The sequence below is a fragment of the Vibrio sp. B172a genome (assembly GCF_030248355.1).
Classification (GTDB): Bacteria; Pseudomonadota; Gammaproteobacteria; order Enterobacterales; family Vibrionaceae; genus Vibrio; species Vibrio owensii.
In genome coordinates, this window is record NZ_JAHGAC010000002.1 from 103,688 (window position 1) to 126,971 (window position 23,284).

The following is a 23,284-nucleotide window of genomic DNA, read 5'->3' on the forward strand; positions in this document are numbered from 1 at the left end:
ATTCGTCACAAAGGCTCAGTAGGGTGTATATCGTCAACTGGTACAGACCAAATGAAAACTTAGCCAAATTAACTGGAGAAAATGATGAAAAACCGTTTGATGAAAGGATCGCTGGCTGCACTTGTCTCTCTGCTAGCTACGAATGCAATGGCAGCACAGGAAGTCACGGTTTACACCGCTTTCGAAACTGACATTCTTGCGAAATACAAGTCTGCGTTTGAGAAAGATAACCCAGATATCAAGATTAAGTGGGTTCGCGATTCAACCGGTATCATGACGGCGAAATTGCTGGCAGAAAAGAACAACCCTCAAGCGGAAGTGGTTTGGGGTCTTGCTGGCTCGTCAATGGCACTGCTTAAAGATGAAGGTCTTCTTAAGCCTTACACACCAAAAGGTTTGGAAGAGCTGCATGCGAACCTAAACGACCCTCAATCAAACCAAGCTTGGTTTGGTAACGATGCGTTCTTTAACGCAGTTTGTTTCAACGAAGCGGTAGCGAAACAACTTAACCTACCGAAACCAACGTCTTGGGAAGACCTAACGAAGCCGGTTTACAAAGGTCACATTGCAATGCCGAACCCAGCGTCTTCAGGCACTGGCTACATGCAGGTTTCTGCTTGGCTACAAAACATGGGTGAAGATCAAGCATGGAACTACATGCGTGACTTAGACAAGAATATTGCACACTACACGCACTCTGGCTCTAAACCATGTGTTCAAGCGGGTATGGGGGAAGTGGCTATCGGTATTTCGATGGCGAGCCGCGGCGCGAAGCTGAAAACACAAGGTGCACCACTAGCGGTTATCACACCAAAAGGCATCGGCTGGGAATCAGAAGCTGTTGGTCTAGTAAAAGAGTCTGATGCAGCGAAACGTGTTGTCGACTGGTCAATCTCTAAAGCAGCAAACGAGCTTTACGTAGAAATGTACCCAGTGGTTGCACATAAAGAAGTGAAAGCGGCCGTGTCTAACTTCCCGAACGTTCAAGAGAACATGGCGAAGATGGACTTCGCGCAAATGGGCAGCAAGCGTGCAGAGATCCTAGCGGCATGGTCTGAGAAGTTTGACGCGAAATCAGAGCCAAAGTCTTAATTGAATTCGCTTTGAGTTGAATGTTGAAATCCACCTCGGTTGAGGTGGATTTTTTGTTTTCTCTTTCTATTTCAGAATTTGCTGCAAGTAGATTCCTAGTCTCACCTAGATTCGCGATGTATGGACTCCCTCCCTCAGGAGGGAGCTAGAATTTATGGTGTCAAAGCCTAAATCTAAGGAGTCCATACATGAAAAAGTCTACTACTATCGCCATTGATTTAGCAAAGCACTCTTTCCAAGTTTGTAAGCTTCAAGGAAGCTCTGATGAGTTTAATAAAGCATTTACTCGCGAAAAATTAAAAGCTTGGTTAATACAACAACCTCCAATGACCGTGGTTATGGAGGCATGACAATCAGAGAGTCATTAACTGTTTCCGGCCCCTTGTAATACCTAACCCATATCAACCAAGCAGTTGGGTATCTTCTGGTGACTGGCTCGCCAGTTGGCAGGATTGGAAGGCGTCCGCTTACATGATTTGCGTCATACCTTTGCCAGTTTTGCGGTGTTAGAGGGGGACCCTATTCCAATGGTGTCGAAATTGTTGGATCACACGCGTATTTCATCCACGCTTCGTTACGCTCACGTGGATGATGCGCGAGTATCGCAATCTGCTGAGATCATAGGGGAAGTTATTAGTGGAATATTTTCAGGCCAGTTTGTGAGTACCCCTAAAAACTCGAAAAGTGAGAGCATCCAAACCTAAGCCAGCGAAATCTCCCCTCAAATGTAAAGGAAGACCTATCAAAGCAATACCTGAACTTACCGATGAGGAGGTTGAACGGGGCTTAGATATGAAGTGTAATTTTGGGAATGGTGATTAAAATCTCTGTAGGAACAACACAAGTGCATCAAATTTGATGGCTAGGGTTTTGGTGAAGTTTTTGTTTTGGGGAGTCACACTTGGAGTTCTATGCTCATTGACTTTTTTCTTGCCTCACCGTAGACCTTCAGTCCTGTATCATCACGGCTAAATGCTGGATTGCTTCTTCACCAATCCAAAAGATCAGTGACTCAGGAGTGATTAAAGCTTGACTATATTGCTTTCAGTTAGTTTCTTTTATAGCGAAGCTTGGTCATTAATCTAAGTTTGAGTCAACTTAGTTGCTCAGCTCATAAGTTTAAGGTTCAACTCTCTAATTTTGATAAATAATGATTATTTATCAAAATTAAATGTGCTTTTTAGCATCGTTTTTTTAAGCCCAGGGCTAAAATCTAAATATTTAACTTTTTACTTATTAGAGTGGTATAGATGTTATGACTGTAGCAAAGAGGACATTAGGACGGATGGTGTTTGTTGCGCAATTTTTACCACTTTTATGGTTTGTTCTTCTAATATTAATCCACGCGTGATTTTAAGAGTGATTAAAACGCATACTTTGATTCATTTAAAGAAGTGTGGCGGGTTATCTGATTCCTTGTACAAGGTTTGCTGTTCCACTAATTTAGCTCATCAGATTACACTTGTATACAAATGGTAGTGTTTTGAAAGGACAGTATTAAAAAATATCTTGAGCTAAGTTTGTTCAGGCGAGTTTCTCATATATAAGTACAAGTTAGGAGAAAGGTCGTCCATGTAGCGTTGAAGTTATTATTAAAACAACTTCTATATCTTATTGCTAATAATTAAAGATAAGCCAAATCCAATAAATATCCCTCCAGTAACCTTATTGAAGGTCGCTCTAACTTTCTCTTTTATAAGCCAAAACTCAAGGTTTTTTGTTACCAACGCGTATGTCAAAAGTGCTAGGAATGACGATGATGTAAAGGTGAGTGTAAGCAAAATAAATTGCTGTATCATGGAATGTTCAACTTCGATAAACTGAGGAAATAAGGCCGAATAAAATACGATAGCCTTTGGATTAGTTACACCAACCAGATACGCTTCAAGAAACAGCATCTTTCTGCTATTCGTGCTAGCTTTGGGCTTATAATTTTTTACAGTCCATTTGTTTGCTCTCCATGTCTTTATTCCAAGAAAAACTAGATATATTCCGCCAACCATTTTAATAAATAGGAATAATGGCTCAGATGCCAAAAGAAGAACACCTAAACCTGTAGCCGACAAGCCTGCCATTGTGATCATAGCCACAACATTTCCAAGAATCCCTGAGACCGCTCGCTTAACCCCATACAAGGCTGAATTTTTCACAGTCAATAAGACCGCTGGCCCGGGGGAAAAAGTAGCAGCTACACAAATTGTAAAAAATAGTAAATAGTCCATATATTTGTTATCCGTAAACTTATTGACATTGAAAGAACGTAATGTTCTGTTTCAGAGGATGATGACACTACCCGAGTTTAAAAGGATTACATCATAAGTACCCGTATTGTGCCTTAGTTATTTATTATTTAATCATAATTTGTATTTAAATAATAAATAAATCCCTGTCAATTCTCGTTTTATTTATTTAACTTGTTTTAAAATTCGATGGCGATAGTAATTGAAGTGAAAACTTTAGTTATTAGAGGGTTACAAGGAAAAACAAGATGCTAACGCAAAAGCTTGCTATTGTTGGTGGTGGGGTTGGAATGTTGTCTATACTAGATCATATATATTCAATGTCAGAATCTAAATTTGAAATATATGTTTTTATGAAAAATACAACCGGTGTTGGCGAGGCCTACAAACAAGCTCCTGATGAATTTATAATGAATACTCGTAATGATAGTATCTCGTTTTTTAATCATATAAACGACTTTCAAGATTGGATAGCCTGTAATCATCCAACTCTTTCTTCGACAGATTGCTTTGTACCTCGACGGGTTTTTGGGAATTACCTTAATGAAGTTAAAAAAAATATATTAGTTAAGCTAAAGAAGAATAAAACTAACGTTTACTTTCTTGGATTAGTTAGTGAAATAAAAAAATGTGGTTCTATAGTTTCGGGTAATACTGTTTATGATAATTTTGATGCAATATTTACTTCTATTGGATTCGGCTCTTCATTCCCAATCAAAGAAAACATTTCAAAGATTAAATCAATCCCTAAGGAGGGAACTATAAACATTGTTGGCTCAGGGTTGTCATCGATAGATTGGATTATTTTAGCAAATAAGTTGAGGCCAGATCTCCGCATTAATGTATTTTCTAAAAATGGAATCTTTCCGGCTGTAAGAAGCCACTTTTCTGAAAGTGATTTCGACAATATCTTTGAGAGTAAACCAGAATTGTTAAATAACCCTTGTTTGTTTAAGCTCTTACGACTCATAAAATCTGAGTGCCTTAAAGACCCAATCAATGGAGGAGCGGATTTTAGAAACTTGCTTAAACCCAAGAGAGAACTGCGAGAAGAACTTGACATTGCTCGAACAAGAATTCCTATCTGGCAACCTCTTCTTTATCGTTCAACTAAAAACTATAGAAAATTTTTTAATGGTCTTCCTTCCAGGCAGAAAAGGTTACTTAAAAGACATCGTTCTATATTTGTAAATAGACGAGTTATGTTCCCAATTAGGAACGCAGAAATAATTAATAGTTTAATTGTTGATAATAAGTTGACTATCGAAAAGAAAGTGGTAAATAAAGAGCTTATAGTAAGAGAAAATACTATTGACTGTACATGTTGTTACTTGGCGCTCGAAAGGTTTCTTAAAAGTATAAACGTGATAAGTAATGATGGTTCTGCTCTAGTTGATGCGAATTTTAAGGCATGTAGCAAGAGGAATCTTTATATACTTGGTCCAGCAACAAATATCGATAATTATTTTACTGAGGTTTCATCCCTCACTTACTTGCACGCAAAAGAAGCGGTGAGTGACTTTTTATCAATAAATTTTGGAGAATCCAAATGATTAATAAGCAATTTATACGTAACAATTTCAAATTACGCCTAAAAAATGGCGAAAAGCTTCATGGACTATGGTTTTCGTCATGCAGTCCCATTATTGCTGATGTAATACGTGATTCAGGTTACGATTGGGTGTTAATTGATATGGAGCATTCAATTAACACTACCGAATCAGTAGCAAACATTCTACGTTGTTTTAGAGATAGCGAAACCTCTCCAATCGTCCGACCTCCAGTTAACGATCCTGTTGAAATAAAGCGATTGCTTGATGTAGGCGTGAAGAACTTCTTGTTTCCATTAACTGAGTCTGTAGATATGGCAAGGCAGGCAGTTGCTTCGACGCGATACAAAGCAAAAGGTGGGCTTCGAGGTGTATCTTTAGGTCAATGTGCTAATCACTTTGGTCGTATTTCTGACTATTTCGATAAGGCAAACCAAGATATAACTGTGATTCTTCAGGTTGAAAGTGCTAAGGCAATTTCTTTGGTGCCAGAGTTAGCTTCAGTTGATGGAGTGGATGGTCTTTTCGTTGGCCCTGCCGATTTGTCAGATGACATGGGTAAGACGGGTCAAACTTTTGAATCAGATGTACAAGAGAACATCGGGGAGTTTATCAAACTTTGTAAAGAGTCTTCAATTCCAGCAGGCTCCTTAATATTCAATGAAGAAATGGCAGATAAATATTATTCTGACGGGTTTTCTTTTATCTCATGTGCCAGTGATCTTTCATTGTTGAGAAATTCTGCTGACACACAAGCCCAAAAATTTGTAGTTAGTGTTAATTAAATCTAAGGATCGAAGATGGTGGATTTATCTATCGGAGTACCAGAGTGCCCAGTTAAATATATTGATAGTTTATCGGTAGCTATTGAAAATGATGGTGTTAAGTGTGGTAAATATCCGTCTTCATTTTTTAAAGAAGAGGCTGAAGTAATTGAGAAGATCTTTCTGAAAAAATTAGGTATCAAGAATGTTTTGGATTCCGGGTTAACAGTTCACCATGGCGGGCGAGGAGCATTATATACGGTGTTTTGTGCCCTATCGAGAATAGGACTAAATGAAATATTTACGTCAATTCCTTATTGGAATGGATATTCTTCTATTCTTGGTTCTATCGAATCAAATATGAAAATTTCTAGTGGTGAATGTAAAAATAAATGTTCCGCAGCTTTAATATGCATGCCAAACAATCCTGATGGAAGAGTTGACCTTGAACGTTTGGTGCACTTGGTCGCAGTTTATGAATATGTTGTTATTGACCTAGTATATTTTAGTTTTCTTTCCACCGATGAGGTTGAAAAAATATCTTTAATATTAAAAGATAGAACTAACTACATTTTAATATTTAGCACCTCAAAGTTTTGTGCTACTCCCAACTTGCGAGTTGGCTACTCCTATACACCCAATAAGTTCCTTTATGAGATAGTTACACGGAAGCAATTTGAGCTTTCAAATTATCCTTCCATGTTAAATCGACAGTTAGCGATGAAGTATTTATCTGAACGCAAAGTGACCAGAGCTATCACTAGTTACTATCACGAAATACTCGACAATGTCAGACCGCTAATAACTCCTGAAGGCGTCTCATTTTCAGCGAATGGCATGTTTATGTGGATAGTTTGTAGTGATTGTTCATCAGATATCGTAGTTAGAGAAATTTTTCAAAAATGCAACATTAAGGGTATGGCTGGGCATGATTTTGGTGAATCAAGAGGCTCGAGATGGTTATTAAGAGCTGACGTTGATTACAGGCACTTGCTCGAGCAAGTTTTTCTACTAAACAAGGAAAAACAAAAATGAATGGTGTGATTTTCCATAAAAATATTCTAAAGCCACTTGATAGTGAAGGCTTCTTACCAATGCACACAGATGGCCGTGTGGGGGTTAATATTCGCGAGATATTTCATGATGCGGGTGAGAATGGTTCACGACTAGCACTAGTAAAGTATGATCAGGCTGCTTTCGTTCCCGAACATATACATACAGGCTACGAAGTTATCTTTGTCATTGAAGGTGTTCTAAGTGATAACTATGGAAACTATACCCGTGGGGAATTGATCGTCTATCGCCCAGATTCCGCTCACTCGTTGCATACTAAAACCGGGTGTATATTTTTGGTTCTATGGGATAAGCCAGTTGAACGAGTAGGGGAGAGTGCTGGTGAGAAGAAATGATATTGCCACTATAGCTCAACTATTGAAAGGGGTAGACACTATCGATATTCTTGGCTTCGGTAGCTGTGTATCTCCAGACTATTTGTTGCAATTAATTGTTCAAGCCCACTCTCAAATGGGAATAAAAAAGAAGTATGGTGTTATATGTCCTACTTTTACAGGTAGCGGCTACAGGCATGGGGTTAATATACTAGCTAGTAATCAAATGATAAGTTGGGCTATTGGTGGTTTTTTTGGGGCGGCTAGAGGGCTTGGCGATGGGATTATTCGTGGTGATATAGATGGGTACACTTTGCCTCAAGGTATTGTAAATCATTTATTGGGTTCTACGTCTCGTGCGGTTCATTCCAATATAGGGTTGAAGACTCTGGTCGATCCTTCCTATCGTGGTGGGGCGCTTGGAGACAACCCGCAACTTAAACCTGTAACAACTGGATCTGCAGATAATACGCTAAACTATAGCCTTCCACATTCTGAGTTAGTTTTACTACGAGGGTCAGGTTTTCTAGTTAATGGCGATGTTATTTTAGAGAATAACCCTATTGATCTTGATTTGAAACGCATTTTAGACGCTTCTCTTGTTCGACGCGCAAAGGTTATTATTCAGGTCCCTGAGATAACTTTACCGCCGTCCCCTTTGCATATAGCGATCCCTCGCTGTTTTTTTAGTGGTGTGTTCTCCTATAGGGCGGATAACCACTGTGTTACTTATAGGAACGACTATTCATTACTTGGTGACAACAAACCTCTATATAGAGAGTGCAATACAGTAAGGAGGCTATCAACTCTTCTAGAGGAACGAGTAAGTAAGGATGAGAAGCTTATCGTAGGTATCGGCCTACCTGTTGCTGCCATTAACCAATTGAACTTGATAGACTCAGGTTATAGCGTATCAATTGAGTCTGGCAACCAAGGAGGGTTTCCTATTGATGGACTTGGGTTTGGTATCTCAATAGATCCTGTTTCCATCAACTCTCAGACAAAAACATTTCAAGATATTTGGTCAAGAAAATTTGACCATGCATTACTCGGAGTTGGGAACATTGACGAAGATGGAAATGTGTATGTAGCAAAGCTAGGAGATTCTCTATTTGGTGTTGGGGGATTTATTGATATTGTAGATAATGTAAATAAAATTACCTTTATAGGTAGGTATACAAAGAAAAAATTGATTCGCCGAGATTCTAATTGGATATGCTTTAGAAGTTCCGTCGTAAAAGATGTTGACTACATATTGACATGATTTCTTTCCAGTATTGCTACTGGTGGAATTTTAGTCCATAGCACTTTCTAGCTTAAAAATGCCCCTGTATTTTCAATTCATCACCACACCCCACGTCATTCGCGAGAGCGACGAAGGAGCAAGTCGAGAATCTCAGGTTCGCACGCAAATTATGATTGTAGTGCAAAGCAGCAACCCCACCTAACCTCCCGTTGGCTTCAACTTTAAGGGACTACAATAGTCATGTTGGTAAAGGGGAGGGACTGGTTCTGCATTCGCGGATAATTTAATTCACAATGCAACATCTAACACGCTTCAAGTAGATTCTGAATACTCGCCTAGGCTCCTTCAGAATGACGTCGGGAAAGCACCGAACTCACTGTAGCAAAGAAAACTCTCCCCCTTGATAACCGCATTCAATTGCTTGGCAAACCATGCTGATAAAAGGGGGAGTTGGAGGGGGGGCAAGCGTAGAAACAAACCTCATTTCCCTTCATCTATTTGTCATCTTCTGGCTATAAATTTGTCATTGGAACGTAACACTCCAAAACTAAAGTTGGTATATACCATTTGGAGCGTGTGTTATGTCAACTAACCAACATTACCTAGATATCGAAAATGTAGTGAAGCAATTCGGACAGTTCACTGCATTAAAGAAAATCTCGCTAGCGATTGAAAAGGGCGAGTTTGTTTGTTTTCTTGGTCCTTCTGGCTGCGGTAAAACCACTCTGCTACGTGCCATTGCAGGTTTAGACTTGCCAACGTCTGGTGCGATTTTTCAAAACGGTCAAGAGACCACATTTCTACCACCAGAGAAGCGCGATTTCGGTATCGTATTCCAATCTTACGCGCTGTTTCCGAACCTTACCGTGCAAGAGAACATTGCGGTGGGTTTGAAGAACCAAGGCATGTCGACCAAAGAAGCGTTAGAGAAGGTGGATTACTGGTTAGAAACCATTGGTCTTCCAACCTCTGGAGAGAAATTCCCTAACCAACTTTCTGGTGGTCAACAACAACGTGTTGCATTGGCTCGTGCATTGGCGCTATCTCCGGGTCTACTGCTACTTGATGAGCCATTATCGGCGCTGGATGCAAAAGTACGTGTTCACTTACGTGACGAGATTTGTAAGCTGCAACGTAAGCTTGGCATCACCACCATCATGGTTACGCACGATCAGGACGAAGCGCTGTCGATGGCGGATCGTATCGTGGTAATGAACCATGGTGTGATTGAGCAAGTCGGCACACCTCAAGAGATCTACCAACAACCAGCTACGCGCTTTGTCGCTGAGTTTGTCGGCAGTATGAACTTTATTGAAACCTCAGTCGCAACGGACTCCCAAGTACGCATTGCCGAAACCTTGATGCCAGCGCCAAGCTTGACCAATCGTAAGATCCAACGTGGTGACCGCTTCGACCTTGCGGTGCGTCCTGAAAGCATCAAGTTCGTTGAAAACTACAACAACTCTTTACCCGTGCGAGTTACGGCAACCGAGTTTCTGGGTGCGTTTTTCCGCATTGATTGCGTATTGCAAAACGACAGCTCAACGAAAACCATCGTAGTGGATGTGCCTGTGGATACGGTTCAAAAACTCAATATCAAGGCGGGCGATGTACGTTACATCCAGTTTGCTGAAGAAGGGCTGCATGGTTACGCCGTGCCCTCGGTTGATAAAGCGCTAGCAGCGTAGGTGTAAACATGGATGCGAAGACAATGACGATGAATAGCCTGACCACACAAGACAAAGCAAAATCCTTACTCGGACGTGTTAGCCGCGACAACCTTGTGTTGTTTGGTTTGCTTGCTGGTTTGTCGACCATGATGGTGTTGTTCATCTTAATGCCGCTTTGGGCAATGTTGACCAAGAGTGTGCAAAATGCCAATGGCGAATTTGTCGGATTGGCAAACTTTGCGACATACTTTTCCTCTTCAAGCTTGTGGGTGTCAGTGGGAAACACCTTCACTTTGGGCGTGATAGTGACCTCGGTAGTGGGTGTGCTTGCGTTCGGTTATGCCTACGCGCTGACTCGTTCATGTATGCCGTTTAAAGGTTTGTTTCAAATTCTAGGTACTGCGCCGATCCTTGCGCCTTCGTTGTTGCCAGCGATCAGTTTGATCTTCCTTTTCGGCAATCAAGGCATTGCTAAAGAGATGCTGTTAGGAAACTCGATTTATGGCGTGATTGGTATCTCGATGGGTTTGATTTTCTGGACCTTCCCTCATGCATTGATGATTTTGACCACTTCGCTGCGCACTTCTGATGCCCGTTTGTATGAAGCAGCCCGCGCACTTAAAACTTCACCAATCAAAACCTTCTTTATGGTGACGTTACCTGCGGCGAAATACGGTTTGATCAGTACGCTTATTGTGGTTTTTACATTGGTTATCACGGACTTTGGTGTGCCGAAAGTGATTGGAGGAAGCTACAACGTTTTGGCGACTGACATCTTCAAGCAAGTTGTGGGACAGCAAAACTTTGCCATGGGTGCGGTGACCAGCATTATGTTGTTATTCCCTGCGGTAATGGCGTTCGGCGCAGACCGCTGGGTACAGAAAAAACAAAAGAACTTATTTGACACTCGCTCGGTGCCTTATCAGCCAGAGCCTAACAAAGCGCGTGACAGCATTTGTTTGGTTTACTGCAGCATCATTTCTATCGCAGTGTTGGCAGTGCTTGGCATGGCGGTGTATGGCTCGTTAGTGACGTTCTGGCCTTGGAACAAAGCGCTGACGCTAAACAACTACAACTTTGCCGAAATGAGCACCTACGGTTGGAGCCCATTCTTCAACTCACTAACACTGGCAGGTTGGACAGCGGTTATTGGTACAGCAATCATCTTTGTCGGTGCTTACTGCATTGAGAAAGGGCGAGCGTTTGGTCCAATTCGCCAAGTGATGCAAATGCTCAGCGTGGTGCCAATGGCGGTTCCGGGTATGGTGCTTGGCTTGGGTTACATCTTTTACTTCAATGATGCGAACAATCCTCTGAACGTGCTTTATGGCACCATGGCATTCTTGGTGATTAACACGGTAGTGCATTATTACACGGTGGGTCACATGACCGCCCTGACAGCGCTAAAGCAGTTGCCATCGGAGATTGAAGCCACAGCGGCATCGGTGAAGCTTCCTCAATACAAGTTGTTCTTTAAAGTGACATTACCTGTGTGTTTACCTGCGATTTTGGACATTGCGACTTACTTGTTTGTTAATGCATTGACCACCACTTCTGCGGTAGTATTCCTTTACTCAACCGATACGATTCCGGCTTCGGTCTCGATTCTGAATATGGACGATGCAGGTCAAACTGGCGCTGCAGCAGCGATGGCTGTGATGATCATGATTGCTGCCGCAATTGCGAAGATTGTTCAGATGACTTTGGGTAAATTGTTAGAGAATCGCACACAAGCTTGGCGCAAAAGATAAGGACACTTCGTGCAATACGTAAAAATTAAAGATTCGATTGTTGAACAGATTGAAGCGGGCATGCTATCGCCGCGTCAAAAACTGCCAGCAGAGCGTAAGTTGGCGGAGTCGTTCGATACTACACGCGTCACTCTGCGTGAAGCTTTATCACTGCTAGAAGCGGAAGGTCGAATCTATCGCGAAGATCGCCGAGGTTGGTTTATCTCACCTGAGCCATTGCGTTACGACCCAACCCAAACGCTGAACTTCCCGAACATGGCGAAAGCGCAAAATCGTGTGCCAAAAACGGAGTTGGTTGCAGCAAAAGGGACGCTGGCAAACAAACAAGCCGCGCGCTTGCTGGACTTGCAGCCTTTCTCGGACGTGTATCGAGTCGACCGTGTGCGATACCTTGAAGACAGACCTGTGGTATTCGTAACAAACTACATTCGCCCAGAGTTATTTCCGAACCTGTTGGACTACGATTTATCAAATTCGCTGACGGACATTTATCGCGATCATTATGGCGTTACATATCAAAAGATTCGCTACCGCATTTCAACCAGTACTTTGTTGGGTGAAATGGCTCAAGCATTGCGCGCGACAGCCGGCACGCCAGCGATGGTGGTGGAGCGCATCAACTACAACCAGCACGGTGAGTTGATTGATTGCGATATCGAGTATTGGCGACACGATGCCATCAGCATTGAATCTCTTGCGGAACTCAATCGTTAAGTGGATTTTCTCATTGTATAAGGCTCCATCTCGGGGCCTTTATTTTATTCAGACAGGAACATTGAAATGGATTTGTTGGCGATTGGTCTCGTCGTTTTTTCTGCTGTTCTTCATGCGGGCTGGAATATCCTTGGAAAAAGCAACTCTGGGTCAGGGCTCGCGTTTACCATGGCCGCCAGCTTTTCTGCATGTTTCATTCTTACCCCTTATTTGATTTGGTATTTGGCAACCATTGGCTGGACATCATTGCCGAGTGAGTTTTGGGGATTGCTGTTCATTAGCGGCATTTCACAAATGGTTTATCTGGTTGGTTTGATTGTCGCTTATAAGCACGCTGATGTGGGGGTGGTTTATCCGATTGCTCGGGCACTGCCTGTGATGATGGTCGGCGCAATCAGTGTTGCATTGGGACATGAATTATCTAGTCAGCAGTGGCTTGGATTCTTGCTGATAACCCTTGGTTGTATGCTGGTACCACTGACGAACTTTCGTCAAATGACATTGGGCTCTTATTTGAACGTCGGTGTGTTCTGGGCATTGATTGCCGCAATAGGCACAACGGGTTACTCGGTGGTCGACAAAGAAGCGCTGAGTTTACTTACAGGGCAAGCGTCAGAGATCTTGAATGATCAGTACAGTGCAATCTTCTACTTGGGCGTGCAGTTTTGGGCGATTGGTATTCCAGCCCTTGTATGGTGCTTGGTTACAGGCAAACCAGATGAGATTAAGACAGCGTGGCAGATCCGCAAAACAGCCAGCATGGCAGGGGTAATGATGGCATCCACCTACGGCTTGGTGCTGTTTGCGATGACCATGACCGACAACGTGAGCTTGGTCGTAGCACTAAGGCAAATCAGCATTGTGTTTGGATTGTTTATGGGGATTTGGTTTTTGTCTGAGAAATGGTATCTCACCCGAGGGCTTGGCGTTACTTCGATCGTGGCGGGGATCATTCTTGCGTTGACGAACTGACTCGTATTGATGAAAGAAAAAGGCAGCGACTCAGGCCATCGCTGCCTTTTTCTTTTTTAGTTGTTGGGGAAGGGGTAGGAGTATAAGAGACGTCAGAAACGCAATTGAGCGCCGAACATCACGCCACCAGAATCAAAATCACTGTTCTTTGAGTACACATACTCAGCATTCAAACCAAAGTGCTTGTAGCTCCATCCTAATCCTGCCGCCGCTTCACCACCAACGCTAGTGTGTTCAATGTTTCGACTCTGCCCATTCACCTTGTAAGTGTACTCAAGGGTGTAGAGCGTCATACCTGCTTTACCGTAAAGTTCGAAACCAGCACCAAGAGGATAGCTAGCATAGCCGCTTAATCGTGGGCCGGAAAAGCTCGTATCGGTAACCTCTGAAATTGGGCTTAACAGCGTTGAGCCAATACCATCAAACGCCCCTTTAAAGCCAGCTTCAATCCCGAAATTTTGGGTCGGCATGTATTGGTAATAAATTTCACCAAGAAACATATCACCGGATTCTTTACTTGCGGGGGCGTCATAGCTTACACCGCCATAACCTAGGTTCGTGCCTATGATGTGCTTGCTTGTACTTGCGTTCGCCGATAGGGAAAGAGTCGACAACACCAGAGCAGCAAAGAATGAATAACGCATGAACGTTTCTCCTCAGCTTTTTAGCTTTTTAGCTTTTTAGTACTTGTTCGAATGTTGCTTTGGTGTTGTCTAGCCATTCATAACGACGACGGTACATCGAACGTTTAGATCGCGACATCCCATCGAGATCACGGCGCGGAGCATTCACTGTGAGTGAGTAGAAGTTGCGATCGTACTCAGTACCGCCAAGTTCCTTCCACAATGCATCGTAATCCGTTTTGATTCGTCCTTTACTGTAGCGCTTTGCCGCATAAGTGTGAGATTGGGTTTTCACTGCAAGAATGGTTTCAACGCCCCAAATCTGAGCAAGAAGATCCAGAAGGCTGACCATCAAACTTTTTGGGCGCTGACCGTACAGTTTACGAGTCAACTTTTTGATTTTTTCATTGCTAGTCTCGTTGCTGCGCGGACCTTGTAGGCCACCAATCATGATGCAGCGAGCGCCGTTCTCGTGTCCCAATGTGAACGACAGAGTATAGAAGTTGCCATCTTCTTGGCTGTGTAATACCAAGCTCATGTCGCCTTCTTTTTGGTAGCGAGCTTCATAAACCAATCTGACCGTGTAGAGAATATCCTCGATCTCAAAGGTCATCAGAGTGAGTCCCTTGGCATCGGTATAGATCTGTTTCATTAGAGCAGGTGAGACGAGCTCCGACACTGTGTTGTAGTGATCAACCACAAGAGCTGAACGATCAATCGCAGGGCTGTTTTTTACGATATACGGACGAAATGGTTTTTCTAAGAATCGATGAGTGCGCGTACACAGCATCTCCAGCAGTGAAGCCTCAATATTGTCTGCCAGATACTTAAATGACTTTCGGTAGAACAACGCACGCGCAATGAACTTGATGCGGTATGTCCAGATTGGATGATAAATCTCAGCATACTCATCCGAGTAAATGGTTTTGCTGTGGTGAAGGATGGATTTATTCATGGTTATTTCACTCCAAACTCATTTCCAGTGGTGTCGGTTCTGTCATGTGGCTGTGAGCGTTAGGTATCGAACGCAAAAAGGGAGAAAGCAAAGTGAGCCGTTCTTCACTCCAGCTAGACAGGAACTAGTTTTGAACAGTGTTCTTTTGCTGAGGATTCTATGAGAAAAGCGTGGCGAGGTATTGTAAGGCTTGGTATGAGAGTGTCAGGATTCGCGGTCAGAGCGCGTACAAGAGATAGGCATCGTGTCATATCCAAAACGCACTTATTTATAGCGATTAGATATATTCAATCCGATAAGAAAAAAATTAGACGGTCTGATTAAGCTATCGAGAAAAGCTAATCTACGGATTTACTTAGTTTTTTATTAAAAGCAAAAGCCGAGCCTGACAGTCAATTAAAAATAAAATGGAAATTAATTAAAGTTTTTCTGAAATTAATCTGACTCGCTATAGGTCTCTATACGTACCCTACATTAATCGAGTATTTGGAACTCGATATTTAAAAGGTAAGTAAGGAGCACATTATGAAACGTTTAATCACTCTAGCAAGTCTTATCGCATTAACCGCTACTCCAATCGCTGCTATTGCTGGTGGTTACCAATGGACTAATAACAGTAGAACCATTCACGGTAATGTTGTCGACAGTAAACAAGCCGCTTACGACATGGGCTTTGAAATGATTAAGAACTATCAAAGCAAGTCGTCAGCACAACTAAGAGACGAATTCAAAAGCTCATTTGATATCGTAGACCGCCAGTCTTTCTCTATTACTAATGCGAAAGTAACAGTAGATGAATTCCTGCAAGATAACGGTCAAATCGCATACCAACCAATATTGAATGTGAAATACGAATACCGCATGCGTGAACCTGGTAATCGTTAATTAATTTATTCGCTAGCATTTATAACTCTATTGCCTGTTTAATCCTTGTTGTATATTCGTTCTATTATTTTTGGGGAGCATTTGCTCCCCTTTTTTATTATTAAATATATACTCCTGATGAATGTGTTTCTTAAATATAATATCTCATAAATATTTTCTAACGCTCAGCGTAAGTTTTTCTAGCTCGTTGAATATTCGGTAGGTTTGTAAAGTGGTGACAAAGCACGGTTGTGTGCGTCACTTTTACAAAGGATATCGAATGACTCACCCTTCATATTGGTTTAAGCAAGCGCTTGAAATTGAGCAGCCAGAAACCGCTAAACCACTTCAACAAAATATCCAAGCAGATGTCGCTATTGTCGGCGGTGGTTACACCGGTCTTTGGACTGCGATCATGATCAAGCAGCAATCGCCGGAAAAACAGGTGGTTGTGATTGAAAAAGGCTTGTGTGGCAGTGGTGCATCAGGCGCAAACGGCGGTTGTATGCTGACTTGGTCGACAAAGTTTCCGACCTTGAAACGCTTATTCGGTGAAGAACACGCCGCTTGGTTGGTAAAAGAGTCGGAACAAGCCGTGCTAGAGATTGACGACTTTTGTCAGCAGCACAACATCGATGCGCAATTATCATTGAAAGGCGTTTATTACACAGCAACCAACCACGCTCAAACTGGCGGAATGCAGCCAGTTGTGGACGAGTTAAAGCGTTTGGAAGTGAACAGTTGGCGCCATTGCCAAACTGAGGAGTTGCGTGCCAATGCGGGATCGCCGCGCAATATAGAGGGCTTTCACTCTCCAGTTGCTGCCAGCGTTCAACCTGCTTTATTGGCGAGAGGATTAAGATGCGTCGCAATTGAGTTGGGTGTTGAAATCTATGAGAACACGCCGATGACGCGTTTAGATTATGGAAAACCTGCCACTGTCTGTACACCTAAAGGAAATGTTCAAGCGCAGCAGGTGGTGTTGGCACTAAACGCGTGGATGGTGGAGCAGTTTAAGCAATTCAAAAGCAGTATCGTGGTGGTCTCTTCCGACATGGTGATCACCAAACCGCTTGGTGATGCGCTATCTCAATCTGGTTGGCAGGCAGGTTCTAGCGTGTTGGATTCACGTATTTTCGTCCACTACTACCGAGATACGCCAGATGGCCGTTTGATGTTGGGGAAAGGCGGCAATCAGTTCTCTTTCAACAACCAAGTCAATGCAATGTTCAACAAGCCAACACGCTATCAAGAGCTACTGCGTAAGTCGTTCGATAAGTTGTTTCCGCGCTTGAAAGGAGCAGAGTTCGCTTATTCATGGACGGGCGGTTCAGATCGCTCCGCAACTGGTTTTCCATTCTTCGGTGAGTTAGATAACCAAAGCAATATCTTTTATGGCTTTGGTTATTCGGGTAACGGGGTGGCTCAGACTCGAATGGGCGGAAAGATCTTATCTTCGTTGGTATTGGGAATCGAGAATGAATGGACGAAAAGCGGTTTAGCCAAAGGGCCGTTGGGGCATTTCCCGCCAGAGCCATTCCGATGGACAGGAGCGATGATGGTACGCAACGCGGTACGCCGAAAAGAGGAAGCAGAAGATAACGAGCAGACGCCATTCATCTGGGATAAGTGGCTAGCAAAACTCGCAGGACCAGCAGGCAAAGCGGATAAGCTCGACTAAACTGAATATTTTGATCGCAAACGGATAGGGAAGAAGTGAAAGTGTTAGAGGCACCTCTTCCCTTTGTGTTAGCCTCAGTCTTTCAAGCTCAGATGCAAAAGGTGAGTAATAAAATGAAAGTATTCAGCAACTTTGACAGCGGCAGCATTCACGTAGTGAAAGCGGACGACAAAAACGACATCCAACTCAAAATTCCTAACGACAACATGTCGGAATTCTACCAGTGGTTCCACTTCCGTCTAGAGACAGAAGCCGAGCAATCACACACCATCAAACTTCTTGATCTTGCGAAATCGGCTTACCCAGAAGGTTGGCAAGGTTACGACGTGGTTGCGTCTTACGATCGTGAAGAGTGGTTCCGAGTACCGGCAGAGTTCGATGGCGACACGCTGACTTTCACTGTTATCCCTGAGCGCAGCTCAATTTACTTCGCATACTTTGCACCTTACACGTACGACCGTCATCTAGACCTGTTACACATGGCACAAAGCGCGCACCACTGCCAACTAGAGACGCTTGGTCATACGCTAGATGGCAATGACATGAGCTTGCTTACTTTCGGTGAGCCAGAAGAAGGCAAAAAGAAAATCTGGATGATTGCACGTCAGCACCCAGGTGAGACGATGGCAGAATGGTTCATGGAAGGCATGATCCAACGTCTGCTTGATGAGAACGACACGGTTGCACGTGCATTGCTTGAAAAAGCAGTACTTTACGTTGTACCAAACATGAACCCAGACGGCGGTGTGCGTGGTCACCTACGTACTAACGCGGTTGGCGTAAACCTAAACCGTGAGTGGCAAACGCCATCAATGGAAAAGAGTCCTGAAGTCTTCTTGGTTCGTGAGCGCATGCTAGAAACTGGCGTGGATATGTTCCTAGATATTCATGGTGATGAAGCTATCCCGTACAACTTCGTGGCGGGCTCTGAAGGTATTCCTTCTTATGACGAAGGCATGGCTGAGTTGGAAAACGCGTTTAAACAAGCACTTCTGACGATTACACCAGAGTTCCAAGACGAGATCGGTTACGACAAAGATGAACCGGGTAAAGCGAACCTAACCGTTGGCTCTAACTGGGTGGCAGAGCAATTTAAGTGTTTGTCTTACACCATTGAAATGCCATTCAAAGACAATAACAACCATCCAGACCCTCTGTACGGTTGGTCTCCTGAGCGTAGTGTCTTGTTTGGACAGGATGTTTTGGCTGCAACATTGGCGGTCTCTGACAAAATTTAACGCAATTCGTTCACAGCCCGTACTTTACGGGCTGTCTTTTCTGCCACTATTCTTTCCACGTTCTCTATTGACGAACTACTTTCTAAGCGCTTTAAACAAAAAATCTGCAATATCTGATGGTTATCTGAGTATCGATAAGAATTTTTTGTCGTGACGACAAAAATAATGATTTATTTTAGAGATGGTTATTCTGTTAAAGTCCGTTTCGAGATTCTTGTCACAAAACTCATATCATCTCATAGGGTTACCGATCCAGAGTTTGCGGTTGAAGTAGGCACAGCCGATTAAATTACTTTTTAGTTGCTATGTGATTACAAGATAGAATCCGGATAATTTTCGTCCCGGAATCTTGTACCTACAGAGGTTTGCTCATCGTTATCTCTCACTCCTGATGTGCTGGTTAAAGGCGTCAGTGATATCGTGGCAGATAGGTGCATCAAAATTCCAACCAACGCTCTTAATGGATGAGTCCCGATTAAGGCGTCGCATGATGATGCGTTAATAGAGATTGTTGGCGTAGTTTTTAATCACTTGAAAACAGTGTAGGTTCTGAGTTTCCTAAAAACAGATTTTTCTGGGGAAAGTAATCGGGTCGCCTCGCATAAAGGAAAAATAATGAAAAAGATCGCTCTTGCAGTGGCTACCGTTCTAGCTGGTGGCGTAATGTCGAATGTTGCTCTTGCTGATACATACATCGGCGGCAAACTTGGTTACAACGCTCTAAACGACGCATGTCACCTAGACGCTCCATGTGATGACGACAGCTTCGCAGCTGGTATGCACATTGGTTACAACTTCAACGAATACGTTGCAGCTGAATACGGTGTTGATTACCTAGGTAACTTCACAGCTAACTTCAACAAAGCTGGCCTAAACACAGTTGACGGTGACCTATGGGCGCTAACTCTAGCTCCTAAGTTCAACCTTCCTCTAACTGATTCTTGGAACCTATTTGCTAAAGTAGGTGCTGCATACATGATGGCTGGTGACGAGAAAGATTTCGTACCAACTGGCTCTCTAGGTGCTGAATACCAAATCAACTACAACTGGAGCCTACGCGCTGAGTACCAACGTTACCAAGACATGTCTGATGACATCATCGACGACATGGATGCTGACTTCTTCGGTATCGGCTTCAACTACAAGTTCGGTTCTGAGCCAGTAGTTCAAGAAGAAGTAGTTGAGACTCGTCCAGCGACTCGCATCGTTGAGAACGAATACCCAGCTCAAACAGCAACAGTACAATTCGGCCTAGAAAGCGCTGAACTACAAGACGCTTCTGCGTTCAACGGTACTGTAGAGCTAATGAACACTTACCCACAAGCTCAAGTTGAAATCAACGGCTACAGTGACACAACTGGTTCTGAAGCTTACAACCAACAGCTAACTGAGAAGCGTGCACAAGCAGTTGCTGATCACTTCCAAGCTGAAGGTATCGCTGCAGACCGTATGACTGTTAAAGGTATGGGAGAAGCTAACCCAGTAGCTAGCAACGAAACTCGCGAAGGTCGTGAAGAGAACCGTCGTGTAGAAGTTGTTGTTCCTGCGTTCCAATACCAAACTGAAGAAGCTGCTCAATAATTCATTATTGAATCAGTAACTTTAAAAGCCAGCGTCTGACGCTGGCTTTTTTGTTTCCCCTTCATTTATCTGTCACAGCTCCGTCATAGTATTTTCTTACTTGTTCGTCTGGAGCCTGATATGCAAAACCTACCGCCACTCAATTCTCTCAAAGCGTTTGAAGCAACCGCTCGATTGCAAAGCTTTACCAAGGCGGCAGAAGAGCTCAATGTCACCCGTGCGGCGGTCAGTCAGCAGGTTAAATCCCTCGAAGTTTACTTAGACGCCACCTTGTTTGAACGCAATGGTGCTCAGCTCAATCTCACTCAAGCTGCTCATGATTATTTACCTGTGGTAAGTCATGTCTTTCAGAGTTTATCTGCTGCGACTCAACATCTTTTCTCCCGACAAAAGCAAGCGCAGTTAACGTTACACGTGGCACACAGCTTTTGCTCTCAATGGCTAATGCCACGACTGGCGGATTTCCATCGCCAACATCCTAAAGTGAGCTTTAAAGTCTCTACCACCGCCAACGCAATGCCGAGCAACAGTGATATCGCTGATGTGGAGATCATTAACGGTTATGGCGATTGGCAGTCACAGCAAGCCGTTCAACTGACACAAGAAAATTGGATTGTGGTGGCAAGCCCTGGCTTTTTGCATCTGAATCCCATTTCTCACTTATCTGATCTTGCTCGTTTGCCTAAGTTAGCTACGGGAGGCTACCAAGAAACGTGGCAGTGTTGGTTAGCGTATCAAGGCGTCGAATGCAAAGGAGTGAAGCTCACAGGAGAGTTTGAGCACTCTCTGTTAGCGATTGAAGCTGCGGTGAATCAATTGGGAATTTTGCTTGTAAGAGATTTATTGGTCGAGGACCATCTTCAGCAAGGGTCGTTGGTGCAAATCGGAGGTTGGTCGATGCCAAGTCGAGGTGCGCATCACATGATTGTTCGCGGTGAAGAAAGGCCGCACGTGAAAGCATTTATCGAGTGGTTAAGGCAAAGTCTAGAAGCGTAATTTTAGGGCTCAATCACAAGACGGAAACGAACTGCGATTTATCTAACAATCTGAAACATTATCAGCCTCCATGAGTAAAGTTCGAGTGCTAAGATGACGAAGTACGTTTCATGTCGTCATCACTCACAGAGCGCACGCTCTGAGCATCAAGGAGCTGTAATGGAAGCGTTAGAAGGTGGCAGAGAGAATGCCATTTATCGTAAGGGAGAGCTCGTTAGCCGGCCTGCCAGTCATTGGACGATGACGGTTCATCAATTACTCCAACATCTCCATAGCCACGGCTTTACTGCTTGCCCAAAAGCCGTCTCCATCGAGGGAGGAAAAGAGCTGCTGACTTTCGTTGAAGGCGAGACTTACAATTACCCGCTAGAAGGGCCAATTAGCTCGCTCATGGCGCTGAAATCCGCCGCTAAACTACTACGTCGTTTTCACGATGCCTCTGAAAGTTTTCTCAAGCTCAATACACAAGATGTCCATCACTGGATGCTGCCTTCACGCTCTCCAAAAGAGGTGATTTGCCATGGCGATTTTATGCCTTATAACGTTGCGTTAGAGGGCGATGTTGTGGTGGGAGTATTCGATTTTGATACCGCGCACCCAGCACCTAGAATTTGGGACATCGCCTTTTCTGTGTATGGCTGGGCACCGTTCAAAACTGATCAAGACGACAAAATGGGTACGCTTGAGGAGCAAATTCGCAGAGCCAAGATCTTCTGTGATGCTTATGGCTGTACTCGATTAGAACGTGAAGAGTTGGTTGAGGTAATGACATTGCGTTTGACGGCGTTGGTAGACCACATGCGGTCAATGGCTGCGAAGGGCGATGCTCAGTTCCAAGCTAATATGGAGGACTGTCACCATACCGCTTACTTGCAAGATATTGAATACATTAATAAGCACCACCAAGCCATTACGCTCGGAGTACTCGGCGAAATCAAATTTTAATCTGGCTTTGAATGCTGCTTAATGATGGATTGAATCACGTCAAACAACCATTGGTTTTGTGGGTCATGCTGCTGAGAACGTCGGCAGCTCATCACAAAGCTCACGCCAAGTTCCAGCCCGTTTGGTAGCTCGATACTGCGACATGATTCAGGAACGTTACCACTCATGGTAATACCGAAATGGTCGGTGTTCATGATAATGCTGTGAATCATCGCAGGGTGCTCAATCTCAACTTTGGGCTCAACGTGAAAACCGATGTTTCTTAATCGATCCAAAAGCGGGTATTTGTGATCGTTCCACCCCGGTGTTTTGAACAGAACAAAGGTGTAATCGCTCAAAGATTGAAAGTCTTGCGCAGGATGATCTTCTTTCACAAAGAAGACGGCTTTCCCTCGACCAAGTTCTTTTTGAGCGATGGATTGAGGCAGGTCTTCATCAAAGTAGTGAATCGCAATGGCATTCTCACCTTCAATGATGCGATTGCGCGCATCTGCCCCCCATCTTAAAAAGGCATAACTGGCGTTTGGTGCTTGCTTGAGTAGTTCGAGATAAAGCTTGTCACCAAAACGATCCCAAAACAGTGTATTGGCATAGATGGCAACCTCGCCCGTAAATAAATCTGGTGAAAACTGCTGTGGCTTAATGGCGTCTGCGCTGGCGAGGATCTGTTCAAAGTGAGGCATGTTGGCTTCAATAAACGAGGTCGGCTCAAAGCCATTTTTGGTTTGAATGAACAAAGGATCGTCCAGTTGCGCTTTCATCTTGGTTAAGTTCTTACTGATGGCACCTGAGGTTTTCCCCATTGATTCTGCCACTAAACGAACGTTACGCAGCTCATACATGCGCTTTAATACCAAGACGTTTTGCATATCTAGATTCATTGTCATTCTTTTACTCCAGCCAACGTTGCCACGGCATCATAACTCCGCCTCCCATAAAAAAAGACAGGGGATGGTCAATTCTAAGTTTATGGCAGAAAAGCATTTTTTGACCGAGGATTTCCATTTGGTAAAT

At 43.5% G+C, this 23,284-nt stretch carries 22 protein-coding genes; 18 read left to right on the top strand and 4 right to left on the bottom strand.

Annotated features, from left to right (window positions below; all coding sequences use genetic code 11):
* Positions 1-81 precede the first annotated feature (81 nt).
* The 3 genes from KIT90_RS02745 (at position 82) to KIT90_RS02755 (ending at position 1,796) form a co-directional block, all read left to right on the top strand.
* Positions 82-1,092, top strand: a complete 1,011-nt coding sequence (locus KIT90_RS02745; protein ID WP_258677665.1) for a putative 2-aminoethylphosphonate ABC transporter substrate-binding protein — start codon at positions 82-84, stop codon at positions 1,090-1,092.
* A 188-nt stretch (positions 1,093-1,280) separates the two neighbouring features.
* Positions 1,281-1,442 (top strand): hypothetical protein, encoded by a 162-nt coding sequence (locus KIT90_RS02750; RefSeq protein ID WP_285375085.1) that lies wholly within the window; start codon positions 1,281-1,283, stop codon positions 1,440-1,442.
* A 93-nt stretch (positions 1,443-1,535) separates the two neighbouring features.
* Positions 1,536-1,796 (top strand): tyrosine-type recombinase/integrase, encoded by a 261-nt coding sequence (locus tag KIT90_RS02755; RefSeq protein ID WP_373417655.1) that lies wholly within the window; start codon positions 1,536-1,538, stop codon positions 1,794-1,796.
* A gap of 900 nt (positions 1,797-2,696) precedes the next feature.
* On the opposite strand, the gene KIT90_RS02760 is transcribed toward KIT90_RS02755, so the two are convergent.
* On the bottom strand, positions 2,697-3,314 hold the full coding sequence (locus KIT90_RS02760; RefSeq protein WP_285375088.1) for a LysE family translocator: 618 nt from the start codon (positions 3,312-3,314) through the stop codon (positions 2,697-2,699).
* Positions 3,315-3,580: 266 nt separating this feature from the next.
* Here KIT90_RS02760 and KIT90_RS02765 point away from each other — a divergent pair, with 266 nt between their 5' ends.
* The 9 genes from KIT90_RS02765 to KIT90_RS02805 all read left to right on the top strand — a co-directional run bounded on the left by KIT90_RS02765 (position 3,581) and on the right by KIT90_RS02805 (position 13,387).
* The gene (locus KIT90_RS02765) at positions 3,581-4,885 is read left to right on the top strand and encodes an FAD/NAD(P)-binding protein (RefSeq protein WP_285375091.1); all 1,305 of its coding nucleotides are present in this window, start codon (positions 3,581-3,583) and stop codon (positions 4,883-4,885) included.
* Positions 4,882-5,667 (top strand): HpcH/HpaI aldolase/citrate lyase family protein, encoded by a 786-nt coding sequence (locus tag KIT90_RS02770; protein WP_285375092.1) that lies wholly within the window; start codon positions 4,882-4,884, stop codon positions 5,665-5,667. The genes KIT90_RS02765 and KIT90_RS02770 overlap by 4 nt, the downstream gene beginning before the upstream one ends.
* A gap of 15 nt (positions 5,668-5,682) precedes the next feature.
* Positions 5,683-6,681 (top strand): pyridoxal phosphate-dependent aminotransferase, encoded by a 999-nt coding sequence (locus KIT90_RS02775; protein ID WP_285375093.1) that lies wholly within the window; start codon positions 5,683-5,685, stop codon positions 6,679-6,681.
* Entirely contained in the window at positions 6,678-7,055 is a 378-nt protein-coding gene (locus KIT90_RS02780; RefSeq protein WP_285375095.1) for a cupin domain-containing protein, read from the top strand. The genes KIT90_RS02775 and KIT90_RS02780 overlap by 4 nt, the downstream gene beginning before the upstream one ends.
* The gene (locus KIT90_RS02785) at positions 7,042-8,298 is read left to right on the top strand and encodes a hypothetical protein (protein WP_285375097.1); all 1,257 of its coding nucleotides are present in this window, start codon (positions 7,042-7,044) and stop codon (positions 8,296-8,298) included. Before KIT90_RS02780 ends, KIT90_RS02785 begins: the two co-directional genes overlap by 14 nt.
* A gap of 563 nt (positions 8,299-8,861) precedes the next feature.
* Positions 8,862-9,968, top strand: coding sequence for a putative 2-aminoethylphosphonate ABC transporter ATP-binding protein (locus KIT90_RS02790; protein WP_285375100.1), 1,107 nt, complete (start codon positions 8,862-8,864; stop codon positions 9,966-9,968).
* An 8-nt stretch (positions 9,969-9,976) separates the two neighbouring features.
* Positions 9,977-11,701, top strand: a complete 1,725-nt coding sequence (locus KIT90_RS02795; protein WP_285375102.1) for a putative 2-aminoethylphosphonate ABC transporter permease subunit — start codon at positions 9,977-9,979, stop codon at positions 11,699-11,701.
* Between the two features lie 9 nt (positions 11,702-11,710).
* A complete protein-coding gene (gene phnR, locus KIT90_RS02800; protein WP_005442366.1) occupies positions 11,711-12,415 on the top strand; it encodes a phosphonate utilization transcriptional regulator PhnR in 705 nt (234 codons plus the stop codon).
* A gap of 66 nt (positions 12,416-12,481) precedes the next feature.
* A complete protein-coding gene (locus tag KIT90_RS02805) occupies positions 12,482-13,387 on the top strand; it encodes an EamA family transporter (RefSeq protein ID WP_061009714.1) in 906 nt (301 codons plus the stop codon).
* 92 nt (positions 13,388-13,479) lie between these two features.
* Here KIT90_RS02805 and KIT90_RS02810 read toward each other — a convergent pair whose 3' ends face one another.
* Together KIT90_RS02810 and KIT90_RS02815 are read right to left on the bottom strand one after the other, a co-directional pair.
* Positions 13,480-14,031 carry an outer membrane beta-barrel protein gene (locus KIT90_RS02810; protein ID WP_285375107.1) on the bottom strand — a complete coding sequence of 184 codons (552 nt, stop codon included), beginning with the start codon at positions 14,029-14,031 and terminating at the stop codon, positions 13,480-13,482.
* A 28-nt stretch (positions 14,032-14,059) separates the two neighbouring features.
* Positions 14,060-14,965, bottom strand: a complete 906-nt coding sequence (locus KIT90_RS02815; RefSeq protein WP_285375108.1) for a VirK/YbjX family protein — start codon at positions 14,963-14,965, stop codon at positions 14,060-14,062.
* Positions 14,966-15,490: 525 nt separating this feature from the next.
* Between KIT90_RS02815 and KIT90_RS02820 the strand changes: the two genes are divergently transcribed.
* The 6 genes from KIT90_RS02820 to KIT90_RS02845 all read left to right on the top strand — a co-directional run bounded on the left by KIT90_RS02820 (position 15,491) and on the right by KIT90_RS02845 (position 22,270).
* Positions 15,491-15,850: a DUF3316 domain-containing protein gene (locus KIT90_RS02820; RefSeq protein ID WP_005442378.1), complete on the top strand. Its 360-nt coding sequence runs from the start codon at positions 15,491-15,493 to the stop codon at positions 15,848-15,850.
* Positions 15,851-16,109: 259 nt separating this feature from the next.
* The gene (locus KIT90_RS02825) at positions 16,110-17,510 is read left to right on the top strand and encodes an FAD-dependent oxidoreductase (RefSeq protein ID WP_285375109.1); all 1,401 of its coding nucleotides are present in this window, start codon (positions 16,110-16,112) and stop codon (positions 17,508-17,510) included.
* A gap of 113 nt (positions 17,511-17,623) precedes the next feature.
* Positions 17,624-18,748, top strand: a complete 1,125-nt coding sequence (locus KIT90_RS02830) for a M14-type cytosolic carboxypeptidase (protein ID WP_009705048.1) — start codon at positions 17,624-17,626, stop codon at positions 18,746-18,748.
* A gap of 615 nt (positions 18,749-19,363) precedes the next feature.
* Positions 19,364-20,329 (top strand): OmpA family protein, encoded by a 966-nt coding sequence (locus tag KIT90_RS02835; protein WP_045413387.1) that lies wholly within the window; start codon positions 19,364-19,366, stop codon positions 20,327-20,329.
* A 120-nt stretch (positions 20,330-20,449) separates the two neighbouring features.
* A complete protein-coding gene (locus KIT90_RS02840; protein ID WP_285375112.1) occupies positions 20,450-21,325 on the top strand; it encodes a LysR substrate-binding domain-containing protein in 876 nt (291 codons plus the stop codon).
* A 159-nt stretch (positions 21,326-21,484) separates the two neighbouring features.
* Positions 21,485-22,270, top strand: coding sequence for a phosphotransferase enzyme family protein (locus KIT90_RS02845; RefSeq protein WP_373417656.1), 786 nt, complete (start codon positions 21,485-21,487; stop codon positions 22,268-22,270).
* Here KIT90_RS02845 and KIT90_RS02850 read toward each other — a convergent pair.
* The gene (locus KIT90_RS02850) at positions 22,267-23,157 is read right to left on the bottom strand and encodes a LysR family transcriptional regulator (RefSeq protein ID WP_285375117.1); all 891 of its coding nucleotides are present in this window, start codon (positions 23,155-23,157) and stop codon (positions 22,267-22,269) included. The two genes, KIT90_RS02845 and KIT90_RS02850, sit on opposite strands and share 4 nt — an antisense overlap.
* Between the last annotated feature and the right edge of the window lie 127 nt (positions 23,158-23,284).